Source organism: Mogibacterium sp. CM50 (assembly GCF_000293155.1).
In the GTDB taxonomy this organism is placed as follows: domain Bacteria; phylum Bacillota; class Clostridia; order Peptostreptococcales; family Anaerovoracaceae; genus Mogibacterium; species Mogibacterium timidum.
The window spans coordinates 12,201-29,359 of record NZ_ALNL01000004.1; the positions used below are offsets into that span (position 1 = coordinate 12,201).

The 17,159-nt window shown below is 45.1% G+C and carries 16 protein-coding genes; 8 read left to right on the plus strand and 8 right to left on the minus strand.

The genetic code is table 11. The features are described from left to right. Positions 1-243: 243 nt before the first annotated feature. The 3 genes from HMPREF1152_RS00120 to HMPREF1152_RS00130 all read left to right on the plus strand — a co-directional run bounded on the left by HMPREF1152_RS00120 (position 244) and on the right by HMPREF1152_RS00130 (position 4,282). Positions 244-879, plus strand: a complete 636-nt coding sequence (locus HMPREF1152_RS00120) for a TetR/AcrR family transcriptional regulator (RefSeq protein ID WP_009643109.1) — start codon at positions 244-246, stop codon at positions 877-879. 40 nt (positions 880-919) lie between these two features. After that, positions 920-2,245 (plus strand): DUF1254 domain-containing protein, encoded by a 1,326-nt coding sequence (locus tag HMPREF1152_RS00125; RefSeq protein ID WP_009643087.1) that lies wholly within the window; start codon positions 920-922, stop codon positions 2,243-2,245. Between the two features lie 93 nt (positions 2,246-2,338). Then, positions 2,339-4,282, plus strand: coding sequence for an alkyl/aryl-sulfatase (locus HMPREF1152_RS00130; RefSeq protein WP_009643110.1), 1,944 nt, complete (start codon positions 2,339-2,341; stop codon positions 4,280-4,282). Between the two features lie 84 nt (positions 4,283-4,366). Here the strand turns inward: HMPREF1152_RS00130 and HMPREF1152_RS09160 are convergent, their stop codons facing one another. Then, positions 4,367-5,224, minus strand: coding sequence for a helix-turn-helix transcriptional regulator (locus HMPREF1152_RS09160; protein ID WP_009643123.1), 858 nt, complete (start codon positions 5,222-5,224; stop codon positions 4,367-4,369). Between the two features lie 331 nt (positions 5,225-5,555). On the opposite strand from HMPREF1152_RS09160, the gene HMPREF1152_RS00140 reads away from it, so the two are divergent. From HMPREF1152_RS00140 to HMPREF1152_RS00150, 3 genes are all read left to right on the plus strand, one after another. Next, on the plus strand, positions 5,556-6,209 hold the full coding sequence (locus HMPREF1152_RS00140; RefSeq protein WP_009643086.1) for a cupin domain-containing protein: 654 nt from the start codon (positions 5,556-5,558) through the stop codon (positions 6,207-6,209). Between the two features lie 208 nt (positions 6,210-6,417). Then, a complete protein-coding gene (locus HMPREF1152_RS00145) occupies positions 6,418-7,584 on the plus strand; it encodes a low temperature requirement protein A (protein WP_009643124.1) in 1,167 nt (388 codons plus the stop codon). Between the two features lie 94 nt (positions 7,585-7,678). Continuing rightward, positions 7,679-8,866 (plus strand): flavodoxin domain-containing protein, encoded by a 1,188-nt coding sequence (locus tag HMPREF1152_RS00150; protein ID WP_009643118.1) that lies wholly within the window; start codon positions 7,679-7,681, stop codon positions 8,864-8,866. A gap of 158 nt (positions 8,867-9,024) precedes the next feature. Here the strand turns inward: HMPREF1152_RS00150 and HMPREF1152_RS00155 are convergent, their stop codons facing one another. Beyond that, the gene (locus tag HMPREF1152_RS00155) at positions 9,025-9,894 is read right to left on the minus strand and encodes a DMT family transporter (RefSeq protein ID WP_009643090.1); all 870 of its coding nucleotides are present in this window, start codon (positions 9,892-9,894) and stop codon (positions 9,025-9,027) included. A 319-nt stretch (positions 9,895-10,213) separates the two neighbouring features. Between HMPREF1152_RS00155 and HMPREF1152_RS00160 the strand changes: the two genes are divergently transcribed. Further along, positions 10,214-10,789, plus strand: a complete 576-nt coding sequence (locus HMPREF1152_RS00160) for an HD domain-containing protein (RefSeq protein WP_009643125.1) — start codon at positions 10,214-10,216, stop codon at positions 10,787-10,789. A gap of 283 nt (positions 10,790-11,072) precedes the next feature. Here the strand turns inward: HMPREF1152_RS00160 and HMPREF1152_RS00165 are convergent, their stop codons facing one another. After that, a complete protein-coding gene (locus HMPREF1152_RS00165; RefSeq protein ID WP_009643104.1) occupies positions 11,073-11,384 on the minus strand; it encodes a YhbY family RNA-binding protein in 312 nt (103 codons plus the stop codon). Positions 11,385-11,619: 235 nt separating this feature from the next. Between HMPREF1152_RS00165 and HMPREF1152_RS00170 the strand changes: the two genes are divergently transcribed. Continuing rightward, complete coding sequence (locus HMPREF1152_RS00170) at positions 11,620-12,762, plus strand: DUF4317 domain-containing protein (protein WP_009643115.1); 1,143 nt, start codon at positions 11,620-11,622, stop codon at positions 12,760-12,762. 193 nt (positions 12,763-12,955) lie between these two features. On the opposite strand, the gene HMPREF1152_RS08790 is transcribed toward HMPREF1152_RS00170, so the two are convergent. The 5 genes from HMPREF1152_RS08790 to HMPREF1152_RS00200 form a co-directional block, all read right to left on the minus strand. Further along, positions 12,956-13,432 carry an aminoacyl tRNA synthetase anti-codon binding domain-like protein, PF12869 protein gene (locus HMPREF1152_RS08790; protein WP_009643089.1) on the minus strand — a complete coding sequence of 159 codons (477 nt, stop codon included), beginning with the start codon at positions 13,430-13,432 and terminating at the stop codon, positions 12,956-12,958. Positions 13,433-13,448: 16 nt separating this feature from the next. Further along, a complete protein-coding gene (locus HMPREF1152_RS00180) occupies positions 13,449-14,297 on the minus strand; it encodes a metal ABC transporter permease (protein ID WP_009643130.1) in 849 nt (282 codons plus the stop codon). After that, on the minus strand, positions 14,290-14,994 hold the full coding sequence (locus HMPREF1152_RS00185; RefSeq protein WP_009643108.1) for a metal ABC transporter ATP-binding protein: 705 nt from the start codon (positions 14,992-14,994) through the stop codon (positions 14,290-14,292). The genes HMPREF1152_RS00180 and HMPREF1152_RS00185 overlap by 8 nt, the downstream gene beginning before the upstream one ends. A 31-nt stretch (positions 14,995-15,025) precedes the next feature. Further along, a complete protein-coding gene (locus tag HMPREF1152_RS00190) occupies positions 15,026-16,069 on the minus strand; it encodes a metal ABC transporter substrate-binding protein (protein WP_009643134.1) in 1,044 nt (347 codons plus the stop codon). Between the two features lie 372 nt (positions 16,070-16,441). Further along, on the minus strand, positions 16,442-17,014 hold the full coding sequence (locus tag HMPREF1152_RS00200; protein ID WP_009643114.1) for a hypothetical protein: 573 nt from the start codon (positions 17,012-17,014) through the stop codon (positions 16,442-16,444). Positions 17,015-17,159 lie beyond the last annotated feature (145 nt).

A 17,159-nucleotide genomic window follows, 5' to 3' on the forward strand; every position in this document is an offset into this window, starting at 1 on the left:
CCATTAGTTATGACAATGGGTAAGATAAATACGCTTAAAAACCGCACCTCGGACCACTGAGGATGCGGTTTTTCGATGTTATGATTTTGAGCGATTTTGAGTAGTATTCTATGAGTAGTAATTTCTATAGACATTTAAGAATTCCTATAGACAATCTAAATTGCTTTGTAATTTTGCCTGCTGATGATATAATATCTATCATCAGCAGGCAAGCTGTCTTTAGAAGGGGAAAAGGAGAAAGGAATGGGATTTGACCCTAAGCAGGACGCTTTACAAAAAGAAGAAACCAATAGGCGAATACTTGATGCGGGCTTCAGTATATTTTCCGAAATGAATATAGACAAGGTCTCTATGGCAAAGGTTGCGGACAAAGCGGGGATAGGGGTCGCAACCTTATACAGATATTACCGAACCAAGTCCGAGCTTGTGGTCGCTGTCGGAACCCATGCATGGAGCAAATTCATAATAGGCTATATGCCTCTTATAAACGAGGACAAGGCAACAGCCGTGGAAGAACTTGAATTTTTCCTTGATTCATTTCTTGAATTATATAAAAACCACAAGAGACTGCTCTGCTTCAATCAGTTCTTTAACATTTACATCAGGAATGAAGCAGTTCCTCAAGAGGCTTTGAACTCATATAATGAAATGATTGACAGACTTGCAATGCGTTTCCATAGAACTTATGTTAAAGGCGAGAATGACAAAACACTGTGCACGGAAATGAGTGAAAGAACAATGTTTTTATCTATAATGCATCTCATGCTTGCCGCTGTCACAAGATATGCGGTGGGACTTGTTTACGAAAATGACAGCGAGTCGGATAAGGAGCTTATTTTACTCAGAGATATGCTTATGTGTGAGTTTACGCCAAACTGATATCGCGGAACTAATATGAAGTATTAAGGAGGATTTTAAGATGAGAGAAGAAATGAAACATGACAGAGCAAGATCGCTTATTGAGCAGGCGTTTATTTTTTCTTTTCCACTTGTTCTGATGGACATTACCAAGGAAGTCAGCACCAACACAGTCGAACCCTCAAAATCAAAGGCCCCTGTTAACTGTTTTTTTCATGCAAAGGCTCTCGCTACATCGGAGTTCAGGCAGGTTGTCACACCTAATGTTGACACGCTTTATTCTCAGGTTTTTTTCGATTTAAAGGACGATGCTCTTGTCGTTAAAAAGCCTTATGCAGATAGGTATCTGACATTTCAGATTATGGACGCATGGTCCAATACCGTGGCAACCTTGGGAACGGGTGGAGATACGGACGGAGAAAAAACATATATACTTACAGGACCTTATTTCAGAGGGGATATTCCCGAGGGAATGGATAGGATTGAGGTTCCTACATCTATCGGTTGGCTGCTCGGAAGAACAATCTGCTATGGTGCCGAAGATATACCCAACATCTACAAATTGCAAAGTGAGATGGATGCCGAGACTCTGTCGGGTTTTATGTCTAACGGGGAAATATCAAAAGGCTCTTATGATGCGAGCAAAGACGGTGTTCCTCTTACGATTGCAATGAATCTTTCACCGACAGAGTATTTTGGGAGATTCAACAGACTTCTTATGGATAATCCTGCATATCCCGAGGATAATGAGTTGCTCCGAGAGCTTGCGGATTTGGGAATAGGCGCCGGCCTGAGCTTTAGCCCTTGTCTTTCTTCTGAGGATTTGGAAGATTTCTGGTGTGAAATGAAAGACCTGCTTCTTCCTAAATTGATCAAAGCAACATTGAAATTCATGGTCAGAAACGGCAGCTTTAAATTCTACGGTGATCCGATAAGCCGTTTCGGTAAGGAATACGAATACCGTTGTCTTGTTGCAATCGCAGGTTTCGGTGCAAATCCTGTGGAGACCGCCGTATATCTCAAAGCGGAAGAAGACGACAGTGGAGAGAAGCTAAATGCCAAAAACAAATACTTGCTGCATTTCATGTCGAACAGTCTGCCGCCGGTTGGAGAGCATGGATTTTGGTCGGTAACAGCATATGGCGATGATGATTTCTTGATTTCCAATCCGCTGGACCGTTATGCAATAAGCAATCGAAGCAGTTTCAAGCTAAACGAGGATAATTCCTTGTATTTAATACTCCAGACTGAAGAGCCGAATGAAAATAAGGAGAATTGGCTACCTGTGGGTAGTGACGGATTTCATCTTTTTCTTAGAATATACAGACCCGATAACAGCGTGCTGAACGGAACATGGGAAGCGCCTAAAATAACGAAAATCGGCTAAAGACCGACAATATAGTAAAACTTAGCTATCTTAACTATAAAAAAGATTGCTGCGATTGCTGCCGGGGAAACATATTAACAGGAGGTAAATATTGTGAGAATAGATAGAAAATTTTTAGGCAGGTCGTGTTGCTCGTGCGCAACGACGAGTACGGCTAAAGCTAACAGGACATGGTATTCTTTGCTTAATTTTTCGGATGAACGTGAAAAAGAATGTGCACTGAGAGGTCTGATTGAATCACCGGAAGAACTTGTTATTAAGCGTGACGACGGTGAAGTGGCGTGGGATCTCGGAGATTTCGATTTTATCAAGGACAAGGAAGCGCCCGACACGGTAAATCCGAGTCTATGGAGACATACGCAGCTCAACACTTACGCGGGACTTTTTGAAGTATGTGACGGTATATACCAGGTGCGCGGCTACGATATGGCGAATGCAACTTTCATTAAAACAGAGCATGGCTGGATAATTTTTGACGTTATGATGTGCAAGGAAAATATGGAATCAGCTATGGCGCTCATGGAAAAGCATTTCGGAAAGCTCAATGTCAAGGCAATTCTTTACAGTCACTCTCACATAGATCACTACGGCGGAATTATGGGTGCGATAAATGCCGATCAGGTGGCTGATGCGAGCCTTAGCTTAGAAGAACAGCTCGCTTCCGGTAAGGTCCTGATCTTAGCGCCCGAAGGATTCTTAAAGCATGCAGTGAGCGAAAACATTTACTGCGGCGCTGCTATGGGAAGAAGAGCTCAGTATCAGTACGGTTCAATTATGAAAGCCGGAGAAAAAGACCGTATGGCAATAGGTATAGGACTTGGCCAGTCACGAGGAACGGTCGGTCTGCTGGCACCTACAATAGAGATAACTGGCAATGATACTATCACGATAGACGGGCTTGAAATTCGCTTCCAGCTGACGCCCGGAACAGAAGCACCGGTGGAAATGAACGCATATTTCCCTAAATATAAAGGCCTGTGGATGGCTGAAAATTGCACCGGGACTATGCATAACATTTACACTCTGCGCGGGGCTCAGGTGCGCGATGCCGAGGCGTGGGCACGCTTCATACTGGAGGCCGAATATCTTTTCGTGGATGAAACCGAGGTGGTTTTTCAATCTCACAATTGGCCGCACTGGGGAAAAGAAACCGTAAAGGAGTATATGCAGGATACGGCTGCAGTTTATCAATATATAAACAATCAGACGCTGCATTACATCAACCGGGGTCTCACTCCTGCGGAAATCTCAAGGAAACTGGAGCTCCCGGACAGGCTCAATAAAGTCTGGTATTGTCGCCAGTATTACGGCACGTTAAGTCATAATATAAAAGCAGTTTATCAACGATATATGGGCTGGTACGATGCCAATCCGGTCAATCTCAACCCGCTTACTCCCGAGGATACCGCAAAAAAATGGATTTCATACCTTGGTGATTTAGAAAAGGTTCTGAGCAAGGCGAAGGAGGATTTCGACAAGGGGGAATACCAGTGGGTAGCTCAGTTGACAAAGGAACTCGTATTTGCCAAGCCGGATCTCAGGGAAGCAAGGGAACTGTGTGCAAAGGCTCTTGAACAGCTCGGTTATCAGTCTGAAAGCGGTCCGTGGCGCAGCGCCTACCTTATGGGAGCGTGGGAGCTTCTTGATGGAAATCAGTCATGCAACGAAGGAACCGTAAAGGGCAATGAAGTAATGATGATGGGGATGACGACAGAGATGATGCTGTCATACATAGATATTATGACAGATGCTCTGGCAGCACAGGACGATAATTTCACCCTAAATCTTAAAATTACCGATACGAACGAGGAGTACCTCGCAGTAAGAAGAGATGGTATTCTGCTCGTCTATAAGGGAAAAGCCAAAAGGAAGGCAGATTGTTCCATTAGTTTAGAGCGTCTGCAGCTACTCTCGCTTATGTTTGGGAAAAAAGAAGTTATGGAGCGGATTTCCGTAACAGGAGATCAAACTGTGCCGCTACGGCTTATCAAATATATGTCTCCACTAGTATTGAACTTCAACATAATAGAACCGTGAGTAGAGAAAAACAGTGTTTAAAAAGCAAAAGAGAAGCCAAGCCATTTGAGCCGGCTTCTCTTGCTTTATCTGCAGGCTATTGAGTTATGCTTTATAAGCGACGGCAACCGAAGTCAAACTCACATATTTATTGTTGCCGATCGAATATTTGATTTCGAAAATACAGAACCAGACAGCAGTTTTGTTTTCATCAAGATTGTCACTAAACGTTACCTCATCCTCAAAGAGAAAGTCTGACAGGAACACAGTAACCCCGGCATCATCCTTTTTATATGTAACCATTTTATCTTTTCTTTCTTGAGGAGCTACAGGCATTCCCGGTGCAGTGTAGAGTTTTATACTGTCTATCTTCGGAGCTTGATTTTTATAGTCAGTGTCTTGGAATCGCAGCTTCACGTAGGACTCAGCTCGATTTTTTATGAATACGCAAGGTACATCACCTTCAATTTTGCCACAAGTATTACTTCTTATATTAATTCTCTTTGATTCCGAAAAAGACTCATAGCTGCCGGCATCAAAGGTCATTGTAATGGCAGAGGATGGTGAACTCCCGTAAATATCAACCATCATTTTGATATTAGTATCAGTTGTAATTCGAGATTTGTCAGGAGTTGGCTTGTATGAAAAATGGAGAACAGTAAACAATGCTGTCAGGAGACCGAGTATCAAAACAACAGATACAAGAAGCGTTTTTTTCCACAATGACAGCTTTTTCCTAGTAGTATCAATACTCTTAATGTATATCTCATCCTCCTTGATAAGCGTATCAAATGATACTTCGTACTCGTTGCTTATGTGTTTAAGGATTTCCATATCAGGATAGTGCTTATCATTTTCCCAGTTTGAAACGGTCTGGCGTGTAACGCCGAATCTTTCGGCAAATTGCTGCTGACTGAGATTATGCGACTTTCTTATTTCTTGTATCTTGGTTCCGATTGACATACCCCACCTCCAACCTAACCTTACCGTATAATACATGAAAACAAAAGCAAGAATTGTTTTACATGTATCTCTTTTGAGGGAAACCAAAGTGTTTGATTCTTCAAATCCCGGATCCAAAATCCAATAGAGATGAATCGTAGGGAAATCATCAATTTAAATAAGTCATGCCGGTTTCCTTGACTTAAGATTAAAATGATTCGACTTTCCATTATACATAAAAATACAAGAAATATAACTGTAGATGCAGAATTGCCTGTAAAACACGTATATAATGTAATTGAACGGATCAAAACAGGATTTACGATATTGCAGTCCGGAAGGAGAGCAGGGTATGAAAGAAAAGGAAGGAGAGGTTTTCTCCATAGCAAAGGATAACAGACCGATTTCGGGATGCACTATTTCAAAGGAAATATATAATGGCACAGAGCACATTACTTATTTTTCCCTGGCAGCAGGAACAGATATCAGTGCTGAGATTTATCCGTATCACAAGCTGATTCTGGTTGCGGATGGAAGTGCAGAGGTATATGGAGTCGATGGCTTTAACAGGGGATTGAACGACGGAGATATAATATTAACACCTACAGATGCACCGATAGGTATACGTACATCGGTGGGAGCAGTTTATATAGAGATTTCAGTTCAGAAGGAGGCTATTATGAACGGAGCAATTAAAGCAGGAGAGGTATTCAATTTAGCGGAAATTATTCCTTATCAGGAAGGTAAAATCGTAAACATGGATCTTGTCAATAACGACAAGATGAAATTTGTTGTAATGGCATTTGATAAAGATACGGGGCTTGCCGAGCACGCTGCACCCGGCGAAGCAATAATATTTGCACTGGATGGCGAAGGCGTGATCAGTTACGAAGGTAAGGATCACGTGATTAAGGCAGGGGAGAATTTCCACTTTGCTAAAGGTGGGCTGCATTCTGTAAAGGCCACGGCTAATTTCAAGATGGCATTGCTGCTGACACTTGAATAATATGAAAGGTGTGCAGTCCCTTCATTGCTGTTTGTGCCGCCGATGAGAACGGCGATATGGAGATTAAGATGAGAAAAATAAGTAAGCGGAAGAATATGAAAAGATCCCGTAAAACCCTCATAGCCGTACTCAGCGATGTGTGAAGACGACAGCAAAAAACCGCAATTTTTTATAAATTCAGAGTTGTAATAGGAACAGAAGGGACATAATGCTAAAATCCACTATCAAGCACAAAAATGTCGAATTTACCGAGCTGTTCTATGATCTGGTGTTCGTATATGCCATATCCAAGACAACCGGGCTGATTCACCATCTGCATGACGGAATCGTGGGTGGCGATGCCTTTCTGACTTTCCTTGTCACACTTTTTGTGCTCGTCGATGCATGGATGCTGCAGACTGTATTTACGAATCAGTACGGCAAGAATTCGTTTCTCAATATCTCGATTATGTTCATCAAGATGGTGATACTGCTCGTGTTCTCGGGCATGATTGTCAACGACTGGTACGACCACTTTGATTACCTTTGCTGGACTATCTGTCTGCTGTCGATCGTGCTGTTCCTGCAGTATTTTGTCCAATATTATAGTGACGAAACAACTGCTGCTGAGAGACACTCAATTAAAGGATTCCTTGCAGTTACCGGGATTCGGGCGGTCGGAATATTTACGGCAGGTATGTTTCCTCTGTTTCCGGGTTTTTACATATATCTTGCTACGATTGCGGTGACTTTCTGGATGCCTATCAATTTCAGGAGGAGACAGGAGCAGGTCGAGATCAATTTCGTTCACCTAGTCGAGAGAGTTGCGCTTCTTACTATTATAAATTTTGGCGAGATGATCATGGGTATCGCCCGGTTTTTCACGCCTCAGACGTTTACGCTCAAGTCGGTGCTGTATTTCGTCATTGTTGCGAACCTGTTTCTGTACTATTTCAGTGCGTTCAACCACGCGGTAGACGAGCACCGGAACACGCACGGGATATTCATGCTGTACAGCCATTATCCGATTTATATCGGGTTGATCATGATTACCGTTGCCATGACTTTTATAAGCGAAAATGCGGCAAATGTTCACTTTGTCACGGCGTTTCTGTACATGGGCCTTTTTATGTTCCAGTGGGCGGTCATTGCAAATAATCGGTACAGCAAGCCGTACCTGCGGTTTAATCGGCGATATCTCGCAGTTCAGGCGGTGATCCTCGTGGCAGGGTTTATGACGAGTTTCAACCTTGCGCATAATGACGCGGCGGTGCTGTATGTCACAACGGTGATGGTGGCAGCATTGACGGTGCATGCGATAGGGTTTCTATATGCGAGGAATTTGAAAGAGAGAAGGAGGCTAAAGAAATCTACTTCAGGCGCCAAGACAAAATAAAAAATATCTAGAGAAATCAGAGAATAAATGGGATAATCCGCCTTAAAAAAGGTGTAGCATTATCTGTACAACAATTGATAATACGGAGGAAACAATGAGGAAGCTTGTAAAAAACAATGTAAGTTGGGTCGGATACATGGATTGGGAGCTCAAGACTTTTCACGGTGATGAGTATTCGATTTTAAATGGTTCAAGTCAAAATGCATTTTTGATTGAGGAAGAGAAAACTATTCTTGTGGACACCGTATGGCTTCCACACAGAGATGAGTTTATAGAGAATCTGAAGGCTGAAGGAGTGCTGGACAAGATCGACGCAATCATTGTAAATCACGGTGAGCAGGACCATTCAGGTTCGTTGCCGGCGCTGCTCAAGGAGATTCCGGGCACGCCGCTCTACTGCACTGCGGCATGTGTAAAGAGCCTTGAAGGGCAGTACGGCAAGCAGGGATGGAATTTCAACGTGGTGAAGACCGGTGATAGCCTTGATATAGGAAACGGGAAGCAGCTGGTGTTTATCGAGATGAAGATGCTCCACTGGCCGGATTCTATGGCTACATATATGACTAGGGACAACATCCTGTTCTCTATGGATGCGTTCGGACAGCACTTCGCAGTTGAGGAGATGTTCAACGACAGTGCAGATCAAGCGCTGCTTGACAGGGAAGCGATGAAGTATTTCGCAAATATCTTAAATCCTTTTGCACCGTTTGTAACCAAGAAGCTCGCAGAAATTGCAGAGCTGAACCTACCAATTGACATAATCGCTCCGTCACACGGCGTGATATGGCGCGACAATCCCGGACAGATAGTTGAGAAGTACGCTGCTTGGGCAGATGCTTATCGGGAGAATCAGATTACAGTTGCATACGATACGATGTGGGAGGGTACGACTAAGCTGGCGCACGCAATCGCTGATGAGATTCACAAGCAGACACCGGATACTGTTGTAAAGGTTTATAATATCGCCAAGACAGACAAGAACGAGCTCATGACGGAGGTCTTCAAATCAAAGGCTATTGTCGTTGGTTCGCCGACTTGCGTAAATGATGTGTTGACAAGTGTCGCAGGATGGCTATCTTTCTTAAAGACTTTGAAGTTCAAGAATAAGAAGGCTGCTGCATTTGGCTGCTACGGCTGGAGCGGTGAGTCAGTTAAAATTCTGCAGGCTAAGCTTGCGGATGCGGGATTTGAGGTTATAGAAGGGCATGTGCGCTCATCCTGGAATCCGGATGAAGAGGATTATGCAAAGATTCCGGAGATGGTTTCGGATTTGGTTAAGTGATCCGGACTTTCAAATATGCATCTAAATATGAGACTTCTCGAATAGATAGAGTGAAAGCAGCATGCACAGTTGCTGAGGATGAGAAGCTTTTGTCCCTTATTAAGTTATTTGCTCTTACAATTAAAACGAGTTCAGCGTAATGGCACGGATGAGTAGCATCATTGTTCTTGCTTTGATTTTAGGAATATAATCAGTGAAGCCGTTATGATTATCGCATAGCCGATGAAGCTGTATAGATCCGGCAGCTCCCTAAAGATGAGCAGACCCATGATTGTCGTAAATATGATCTGTGAATAATCATAGATGGATATCTCCTTGGCCGGTGCATAGCGATATGCTCCGGTGATGCTGAACTGTCCGCCCGCAGCTGCAAGTCCGGCGCCGAGCAGCATCAGCAGCTGATATTTATTTATGGGTTCGTGGTACCGGATTATCATCAGCGGCACCATCGATAGGCAGCTGAATGTCGAGAAACAGAACACGATGACAGCTTGCGGCACCCCGTTAGAGCCGAGCATCCTGACCATTGTGTAGGCGAGACCGGCGCCGACGCCTCCGATCAGACCGGCTGCCATTCCCATAGAATTGCCCGAGAATCCCGGCTTGATTACAAACATTGCTCCGATCAATGCTAACAGCAGGCAGAAGACCTGATACCTCTTAGGAACTTCTTTGAGTATTATCATAGAAAATATAATCGTCGCGAACGGAGACAGCTTGCTGAGCATGCTGGCGTCAGCAACCATAATGTGGCTGACGGCGTAGAAGTTCCCGAGTATTCCGATAGTTCCGGCCAGCACCCTGATGAGCATCGGCAGATAATTTTTGCGCCCTATTACAATCGGTTGTTTCTCTTTGATTAGAACAATTACAGCGATTATCGCCGCTATGAGGTTCCTAAAGAAAGATTTTTCGACTGCAGGCAGATCTCCGGCAAGCTTGACGAAGATTCCCATTAACGCGAAACAGAACGCTGACGAGATTATCAACAATATTCCTTTATTTTTATCATGTATGACTTTTTCCATTTTTCAGTCCTTGTATTCTCCGGTCTTTATGTATATATCCTTTGCTCTTGCAGCTATCAATATATGCGGTATATCTCCGGGTTATATAGAATCCGGATATAATGTATATCGCTTGTGCCGTCGGGCGGCTTCAATCGGCGTAATTAAATTACGAATAACCGGAACGCAGTATGCCGATAGAATTAACACTCAATATCTTATTGCAAGATGGGCGTGCAGTCAAATTCAATAGAAATTTTCATTATAGTAAACCGATGACAATGGTGTTAAAATCTAGATGATTGCTAGATGATTAAGAGGATATAAGAGGAGAATAAAAATGAGTGAACACATAACCAGAGAACAGGCAAATGCTCTGTTACACAAGTATGTAAAGGGTGAGAATTACATAACACACTCGTATGCGGTTGAAGCGATTATGAGGGGGCTGGCCAAGAGGCTGGCTCCGGATGAGATAGAGTTCTGGGGGAACTGCGGACTGCTGCATGACCTCGACGAGGAGACAGCTGATTGGCGTAACGATATGTCCACTCATGGACCGGTCTCTGCGCAGATTCTAAAGGACGAGGGCTACGATGAGCCGGTTATGGCACAGGCAATATGTGCTCACAACCCCGAGTCGGGTGTTGTAGCGAAGTCTACGCTTGAGATTGCGCTGCTTGCGGCGGATCCGATGAGCGGATTCTGCAAGGCTGTCGCGCAGATATATCCCGATAAAAAGATTGCGAGTGTCAAGCACAAGTCGGTCAACAAGCGGTTTAAGGAATCCAGGTTTGCAGCCGGCGCGAACAGGCAGTATATGGCAGCAATTGAGGAGACCGGCATCAGCTTTGATGAGTTTATAGATATTTCTCTGGAGGCTATGCGCGAGATTGCGGACGATATCGGGCTGTAGGCTGATGGTGAGCTGAACTGCCTGAAAATTTGTTTCTGTAATACATAGCACAAGCACTTGCCCGTGCAGGGTAAGTGCTTGTGAGTGTATGGCGGGCATGCTGTCAATCTGTGGTGAAAGTCCACGAGGGGGTAGTTGCCGACGAACCTCATAGCGTTCCCGGATTGGAAGCCGGAGCAGCTGAGTCAAGCTTCTCATCGCCGGAATTCCTAATACCTAGATGGTATCGGCATTTAGCTTCAAGATTCGCACCGCTGATATTTCCGGATAAAAGTTACGTTTATTATTTGCGAGGTGCGCGTGGCAGCTCAATCTTGACGTTCTTAGGATTTTTGGCTCTTCTGTAGAGCACGAAACGGCGACCTATTGCAGCGACGAACTCAGCGTGCAGCGTCTCGGCGAGCTCGCTGCATACGTCGGCCGGATTTAGCATAGAACCTTCCTGAAGCTGTCCCTTGACGAGTTCGTTTGCAGTGAGATTCTCGTCGATGGAGCGGACAATGTTGTCCGTGAGGTCGGCCTTGCCAATATATACTGTCGGCTCGATCTTCTGTGCGAGCCCTTTGAGATAACTTCTTTGCTTACCTGTGAGCATATGTTCTCCTTGATATTTCCGAAATGTGTTATAGAATTAATCGTATGCATTATATTAACACACCGGCGCGTGCGAATCCATAGGTGCGAGGGTTGCGGTGGAGTAACGGTCTGCGATTGCGGCGGAGTCACGGACTTAGTGTGCAAGGATGAGACAGAGAAATTCTTTGAATTTAAATAAATAGGTGCGGCGGATAAAACTCAAGCTGCTTAATAGTTTTAAAATAGGAGATACGATGAATCGCAAGGAAATTAGAGAAATCAAGAAGAGATTTAATCCGGATATGGACAATTTCGGTCATATCTACGGGTGCTATGTCAATGCGGCGCATGAAATTATCGCGTATATGGATTCGCCGACGATGCTCATGGGAAATGAGGAACGAGAGATGTACATGAAGACTCTCAAGAAAACTCTGTCGGGAGCACTAGGCAAGAATCTGCTCAATGTTGAATTTTCAACGGCACAGGTCGAGGACAGCGATGAGCACAGGCTGCTGCAGACGCTCAGAACATCACATCTCAGCAACGAGACAATGCGCAAAATCCTGTTTCAGAGGATTATAGACAATGTGGATATGGGTGATGTCGGCTATGTAATCCTGCTCGCTTCGGACTCTTACGATGTGCCTTACAAGAACGGTGGCAGCGATGAGTGGTCGGAGGAGTCGACGGATCAGTTCGAATATTTTATCTGCTGCCTATGCCCTGTAAAGGACCCGAAGGGCGCACTCAGGTATCTAGCTGAGGAACAAAATTTCCGTGCCGCTTCGACGGGCAGCATACTCGGGGCACCGCAGATGGGCTTTATGTTCCCGACATTTGACGACAGGATGACCAACATCTACCGGGCACTGTACTACACGAGGAGCTCGGCGGATGTGCACCAAGATTTCCTCAAGGCGGTATTCAACCTCGACAAACTTCCAATGGCTGCAAATACTCAGAAAAACGCTTTTGACAGCGCTCTCGCAGACTCGCTCGGTGATGAGTGCAGCATGGATGTAGTGAAGGCTCTGCACAGCCGGATTGGCGAGAGGATTGATGTGCTCAAGGGGGTAGGAGCTGATGATGTACCTGAGATTCATATCAATGAGCTTGAGGAAATCCTGATGAAAAGCGGCACTTCCGATGAAGCCATAGAGAAGTTCCATGATACCTGCAAGAACTATTTTGAGGGTGAGGAATTCTTTAATCCCGAGAACTTGATAAACCGTAAGCAGTTCAAGCTCGAGACTGCCGAGATGAACGTCAGCATTGACCCTGAGCACGCATTCGGCATCAAGACGGAGATTATAGACGGACGCCAATATCTGATGATTCCAATCAGTGAAGGGCTGACGGTGAACGGGGTGGATGTGAAGGTTAGCGACAAATAGCAGACACTGCGAACAGTGGGCGGCTGATTATGTTTGCTTGGCGGATTATACAAAGTCTGCGGACTTGAAGTGATGAGACAATTCGAGGCTTTGTTAGTCCGCATCGGCAAAGAGTTAAGTTTGAAGAAGAGGGCTGACCCGGCAGGTCAGCCCTCTTGCAATTATTAAGGATTCTGATGTGCTATCGAGAGCACTATTTTTTGTAGATTTTGGCGTCCTCCAGCATAACAGTATATGCGTTCGGGTCGTCCGTACCAGGAGCCTTTTTTCTGACAAATTTGCCGGAAATTACAAATCGATGTTCCTCCTTGGGTAGCTTATCACGCTCGCCTTTCTTGAGCTTGAAGAGCAGCCCTTGTTGGCAGCATTCAGTAGCATCCGGAATCAAGCAGTATTCGTATCGTTTACCGGTTCCCGGATCTATGCTGACTACGTAATAACCTTTAACCTTGATGTGCTTGCCATCATATTTCTCAGGCTTATTCATCATGTTGGACACTTCCGAGTAGATAGCTGTGGCACTCATAGTGCTGAGGTCTGTGTCTACACCGGAATCTGTCCCGGAGCTCCTACCTGATGCAATGTGCAGTGTCACTGCAACGCATACCACAACCAGAGCTAATAGGGAAATGATTATTACTATAAGTTTTGTCTTGTTTTTGTTAGCCATTTTGTCTCATTGTAAATTATCCACGGGCGGTTGCTTTGCCTATTATTATAAATACAAGATACATAGCTGCATCAACTGTTACAATAGTTGCTCCGACCGGGGTCCCGCCCAGGATTGATATGAACATTCCCGTCAAGGCTGCAACTATTGATATTATTACCGAACAGATTGTTACTGATTTGAAGCTGCCAAATACGCACATCGCCGACAGGGCAGGGAAGATGATAAGCGCAGATATCAGCAGTGAACCGACGAGGTTCATGCCCAGAACGATGATAACCGCAATGATAATGGCAATTATCAGGTTGTAGGTATCTGTCTTGGTCCCTGTTGCCTTGGTGTACTCTTCGTCAAATGTAACTGCAAATAATCTGTTGTACAGGAATATAAATGCAATTATGACAAGTACGGATATGGTGAGGCAGAGCACGACATCCTGTGAAGTCAGCGTCAGTATGGATGTTGATCCGAATAATGTAGTACACACATCGCCGGATACATTGGCTGATGTCGAGAACACATTCATCAGCAGATAGCCGAAGGCCAGCGATACAACTGACAGGATAGCCAGCTTGGCATCTCCCATGACCTTGCTGTTCCTGTTGCTCCTGAGGAGTATGACTGCCGCCAGTACGGTGACAGGCAGGGTAATATACAGGTTGCTGGATATGTGCAGGATGGTTCCAATTGTCATCGCTCCGAATGCCACGTGCGACAGTCCGTCTCCGATAAATGAATATCTCTTCAGAACCAGCGTTACTCCGACCATTGCCGCGCATAGCGCTATAGAAACGCCTACGATCAGCGCATATACGACAAAATCATGAGAAAGGTACATGCGGATAAGTTCCAGCGTACTAGACATCCAGCACCTCCTTTCTCTCCTCATCTGATGCCAGATGAGGCGTATCGTTCATTATCAGTATTTTGTTGGCTGCTGACAGAGCTTTGCCGACGTCATGGGATATGGTTATGATTGTCGTGCCTTTTTGATTCAGCTTGTCCAGCATTCGGTATAGCTTGGCAGCGGCAACCGGGTCCAGCCCGGTTATCGGCTCGTCCAGAACCAGGACCTTCGGGGACGAGGCGATGGCGCGTGCCAGGAGCACGCGCTGCCGCTGCCCGCCGGAAAGTTCGCGAAAGCTGTCATTCTTAATATCCTCGAGGTCAAGCTCTCGGATAGCAGCAGAGGCAAGCTTTCGCTCCCTGATTCCATAAAAAGGTCTGAAGCCCAATCTGTTGAGGCAGCCGGATAGCACCACCTCCCATACGGAAGCGGGGAAATCCTTCTGAGTTTCACGCTGCTGCGGCAGGTATCCGATGTCGCTCCTGACAATATCGCCGCGCAGCGCGACATCGCCGCTTACAGCCGGAATCAAACCGATCAAGGTCTTAATAAAGGTCGATTTCCCGGCACCGTTTTCTCCTACAATACATATGTAGTCGCCATTATTGATCCCCAAATCAAATTCCTTGCAGAGGGGCTTGCCGGAATATCCTACAGCAAGCCCTTCGCAGTCGATACTAAACGAAGATTCAGTCCCGTTAACCATCTGTTCCATTTGTACTCCTAATAATCTTAGCCGCAGAAGCTTACTTATTGCTCAGAAGCTCCTTTAGCACCTCAAGGTTTTGCTCCATAGTCTTGAGATATGTCTTATCCTTGAGATCACTCTTCTTGATCGATTGCAGAGAGTCGAGCGTCTTGATGTCGCGTTTAGTGCTGTCGGCATCGCGGATAATCGACTTGGCAATCTTGTGATCGGAATTCTCAATAGTTACAACGTGCTTTAGCTTGAGCTGGTTGAGCTTCCCTGACAGGAAGTGGATAGTCTCGAAGCTGGCCTCCGATTCAGCAGAGCAGCCTACAAAAGCCGCATAGTAATCGATGCCATAATCATCGACCATATAACGGAAAGGGAAGCGGTCGCCGAACACCAACGTCTTAACCTTTGCTTTTGCAACAGCATCAGCATACTGCTTATCAAGCTTCTTCAGCTTTTCAGTATAAGCGTCAAGATTCTTCTTATATGTATCGGCATTGTCCTTGTCTTTGTCAGCTATAGCCTTCTCGATAGGCTTACAGAGCTTGATTGCATTCTTGAGCGACAACCACACGTGCTCGTCATACTCAACCTCTTCAGCATCCTCATGATGATGGCCGTCCTTGTGATCTTTGTCTTTGTCGCCGTCATGGTCGTGATGGTCATGCTCTTCCTTTTCAGGCTGCATTCCTTCCTTGACTTCCTCTGCCTTCTTGCTGTCCTTCATCTCATCCATCAGGTTGATAGCTACGAGATTTTTGTTAGTCTTCTTCTTAAGTACATCGCTGACCCACTTATCTGACTCGCCGCCGACATACACGAAGATATCGGCGTCCGCAACGGCCTTGATATCATCAGCGGATGGCTGGAAACTGTGCAGATCACCGCCGCTCTTTTGCAGCAGCTTCAGGTCGACATCTTTAGCCTTGTCGCCTAGAATTTCCCTAATCCAATCATATTGCGGAAATGTCGTCGCGACAATCTTTATTTTTTTCTTACTTTCGGTCTTGTTGCCACAGCCGGAAAGGGCTCCCAGGGTTAGAATTGCAATCAGCATAATTGCAAACAGCTTTGTGAATTTTTTGCGATTCATACATACCTCCGTGTCTTGTTACATGTAAATACAGATCCTTCAAAAAAACAATCTCGGTTATAACACTTTTCCGACTCTCCGTGCCGGTTCCTTTTTGAACCGAGGGGGAATGATAGAGCGGAAAATAAAACCGAAATTAAAAATCGTTTTCAGTTTATCACCGAGAGCCCATCATGTCAATGAAGGAAAACACACATATATTGATATTGAAAGCTCAGCAGCTGTGGCGGCTACTATAAATACAATAATAAAACTCTGCATCCCGAGAATCTCAGCGTGTGAAGCGATATAGCGGTAGCCGTTAGCTAGACCGGTACGCCCGGCAGCATTATCAACAGGCACATTGTGGAGCGACACAGCGGTAGCTGCCTGTTAGACTCTGGCAATCTGCTCAATGCCATCAACGGTTCCCAGCAGATCCATACCTACCGGTCTCCAGTAGTCATATATGAGGACAGGTCCGCTATATTCGTATAGAAGTCTGATGACTGTGTTGAAGAATATAGGGTTGTTGATGAACATCTTGACGTTGAAGTTACAGCCGAACTGCTTGTTCTCAGTATATGGATATTTTAAGTTGATGATCTGCGATTCAGGCTCACAGTCGTAGTATCTGAGCTCGAGCAGCTTATAACCGGTGAACTTTGATTGGTTATCCTCAGCGTTGTCTCTGGAGGCTATCAGTTGAGCTGCAGTTGCATCGGTCATAATCTGCATATCCCCGGGATTATTGTTGCAGAGCTCATATAGCTCTCGGACAGTGTTAAGCTCATGTGGGATTGGGGCTTCTTCCTCATCTACAGGGACTATACCTTTGCCGATGAGATGCTGCAGAAACTCCTCGCAAGAGAATGTGCCCAGTTTGTAACTATCCGGGCAGCTGCTGGCAGTGCTCTCAATCGTCACGTTTGAGTTGTCGATTTCCTTGAAATTTATATATGCCATGTTGTTCACCTCTGATTCTTATTAAGCATTGGTATTATAACACTGCAGAGCACATTGGTCATTACCGAATAATAAGAGAGACCACATCACTGATGCGATGCAGCCTCCCTATGTGATTCCATTATACTTGGAAATACTTGGAATT

Excerpts from the sequence above, each read along its gene's own strand:
- HMPREF1152_RS00120 (WP_009643109.1), top strand. The coding sequence starts at position 244 with ATGGGATTTGACCCTAAGCAGGACGCTTTACAAAAAGAAGAAACCAAT.
- HMPREF1152_RS00125 (WP_009643087.1), top strand. The coding sequence starts at position 920 with ATGAGAGAAGAAATGAAACATGACAGAGCAAGATCGCTTATTGAGCAG.
- HMPREF1152_RS09160 (WP_009643123.1), bottom strand. The coding sequence starts at position 5,224 with ATGTCAATCGGAACCAAGATACAAGAAATAAGAAAGTCGCATAATCTC.
- HMPREF1152_RS00140 (WP_009643086.1), top strand. The coding sequence starts at position 5,556 with ATGAAAGAAAAGGAAGGAGAGGTTTTCTCCATAGCAAAGGATAACAGA.
- HMPREF1152_RS00145 (WP_009643124.1), top strand. The coding sequence starts at position 6,418 with ATGCTAAAATCCACTATCAAGCACAAAAATGTCGAATTTACCGAGCTG.
- HMPREF1152_RS00150 (WP_009643118.1), top strand. The coding sequence starts at position 7,679 with ATGAGGAAGCTTGTAAAAAACAATGTAAGTTGGGTCGGATACATGGAT.
- HMPREF1152_RS00155 (WP_009643090.1), bottom strand. The coding sequence starts at position 9,894 with ATGGAAAAAGTCATACATGATAAAAATAAAGGAATATTGTTGATAATC.
- HMPREF1152_RS00160 (WP_009643125.1), top strand. The coding sequence starts at position 10,214 with ATGAGTGAACACATAACCAGAGAACAGGCAAATGCTCTGTTACACAAG.
- HMPREF1152_RS00165 (WP_009643104.1), bottom strand. The coding sequence starts at position 11,384 with ATGCTCACAGGTAAGCAAAGAAGTTATCTCAAAGGGCTCGCACAGAAG.
- HMPREF1152_RS00170 (WP_009643115.1), top strand. The coding sequence starts at position 11,620 with ATGAATCGCAAGGAAATTAGAGAAATCAAGAAGAGATTTAATCCGGAT.
- HMPREF1152_RS08790 (WP_009643089.1), bottom strand. The coding sequence starts at position 13,432 with ATGGCTAACAAAAACAAGACAAAACTTATAGTAATAATCATTTCCCTA.
- HMPREF1152_RS00180 (WP_009643130.1), bottom strand. The coding sequence starts at position 14,297 with ATGTCTAGTACGCTGGAACTTATCCGCATGTACCTTTCTCATGATTTT.
- HMPREF1152_RS00185 (WP_009643108.1), bottom strand. The coding sequence starts at position 14,994 with ATGGAACAGATGGTTAACGGGACTGAATCTTCGTTTAGTATCGACTGC.
- HMPREF1152_RS00190 (WP_009643134.1), bottom strand. The coding sequence starts at position 16,069 with ATGAATCGCAAAAAATTCACAAAGCTGTTTGCAATTATGCTGATTGCA.
- HMPREF1152_RS00200 (WP_009643114.1), bottom strand. The coding sequence starts at position 17,014 with ATGGCATATATAAATTTCAAGGAAATCGACAACTCAAACGTGACGATT.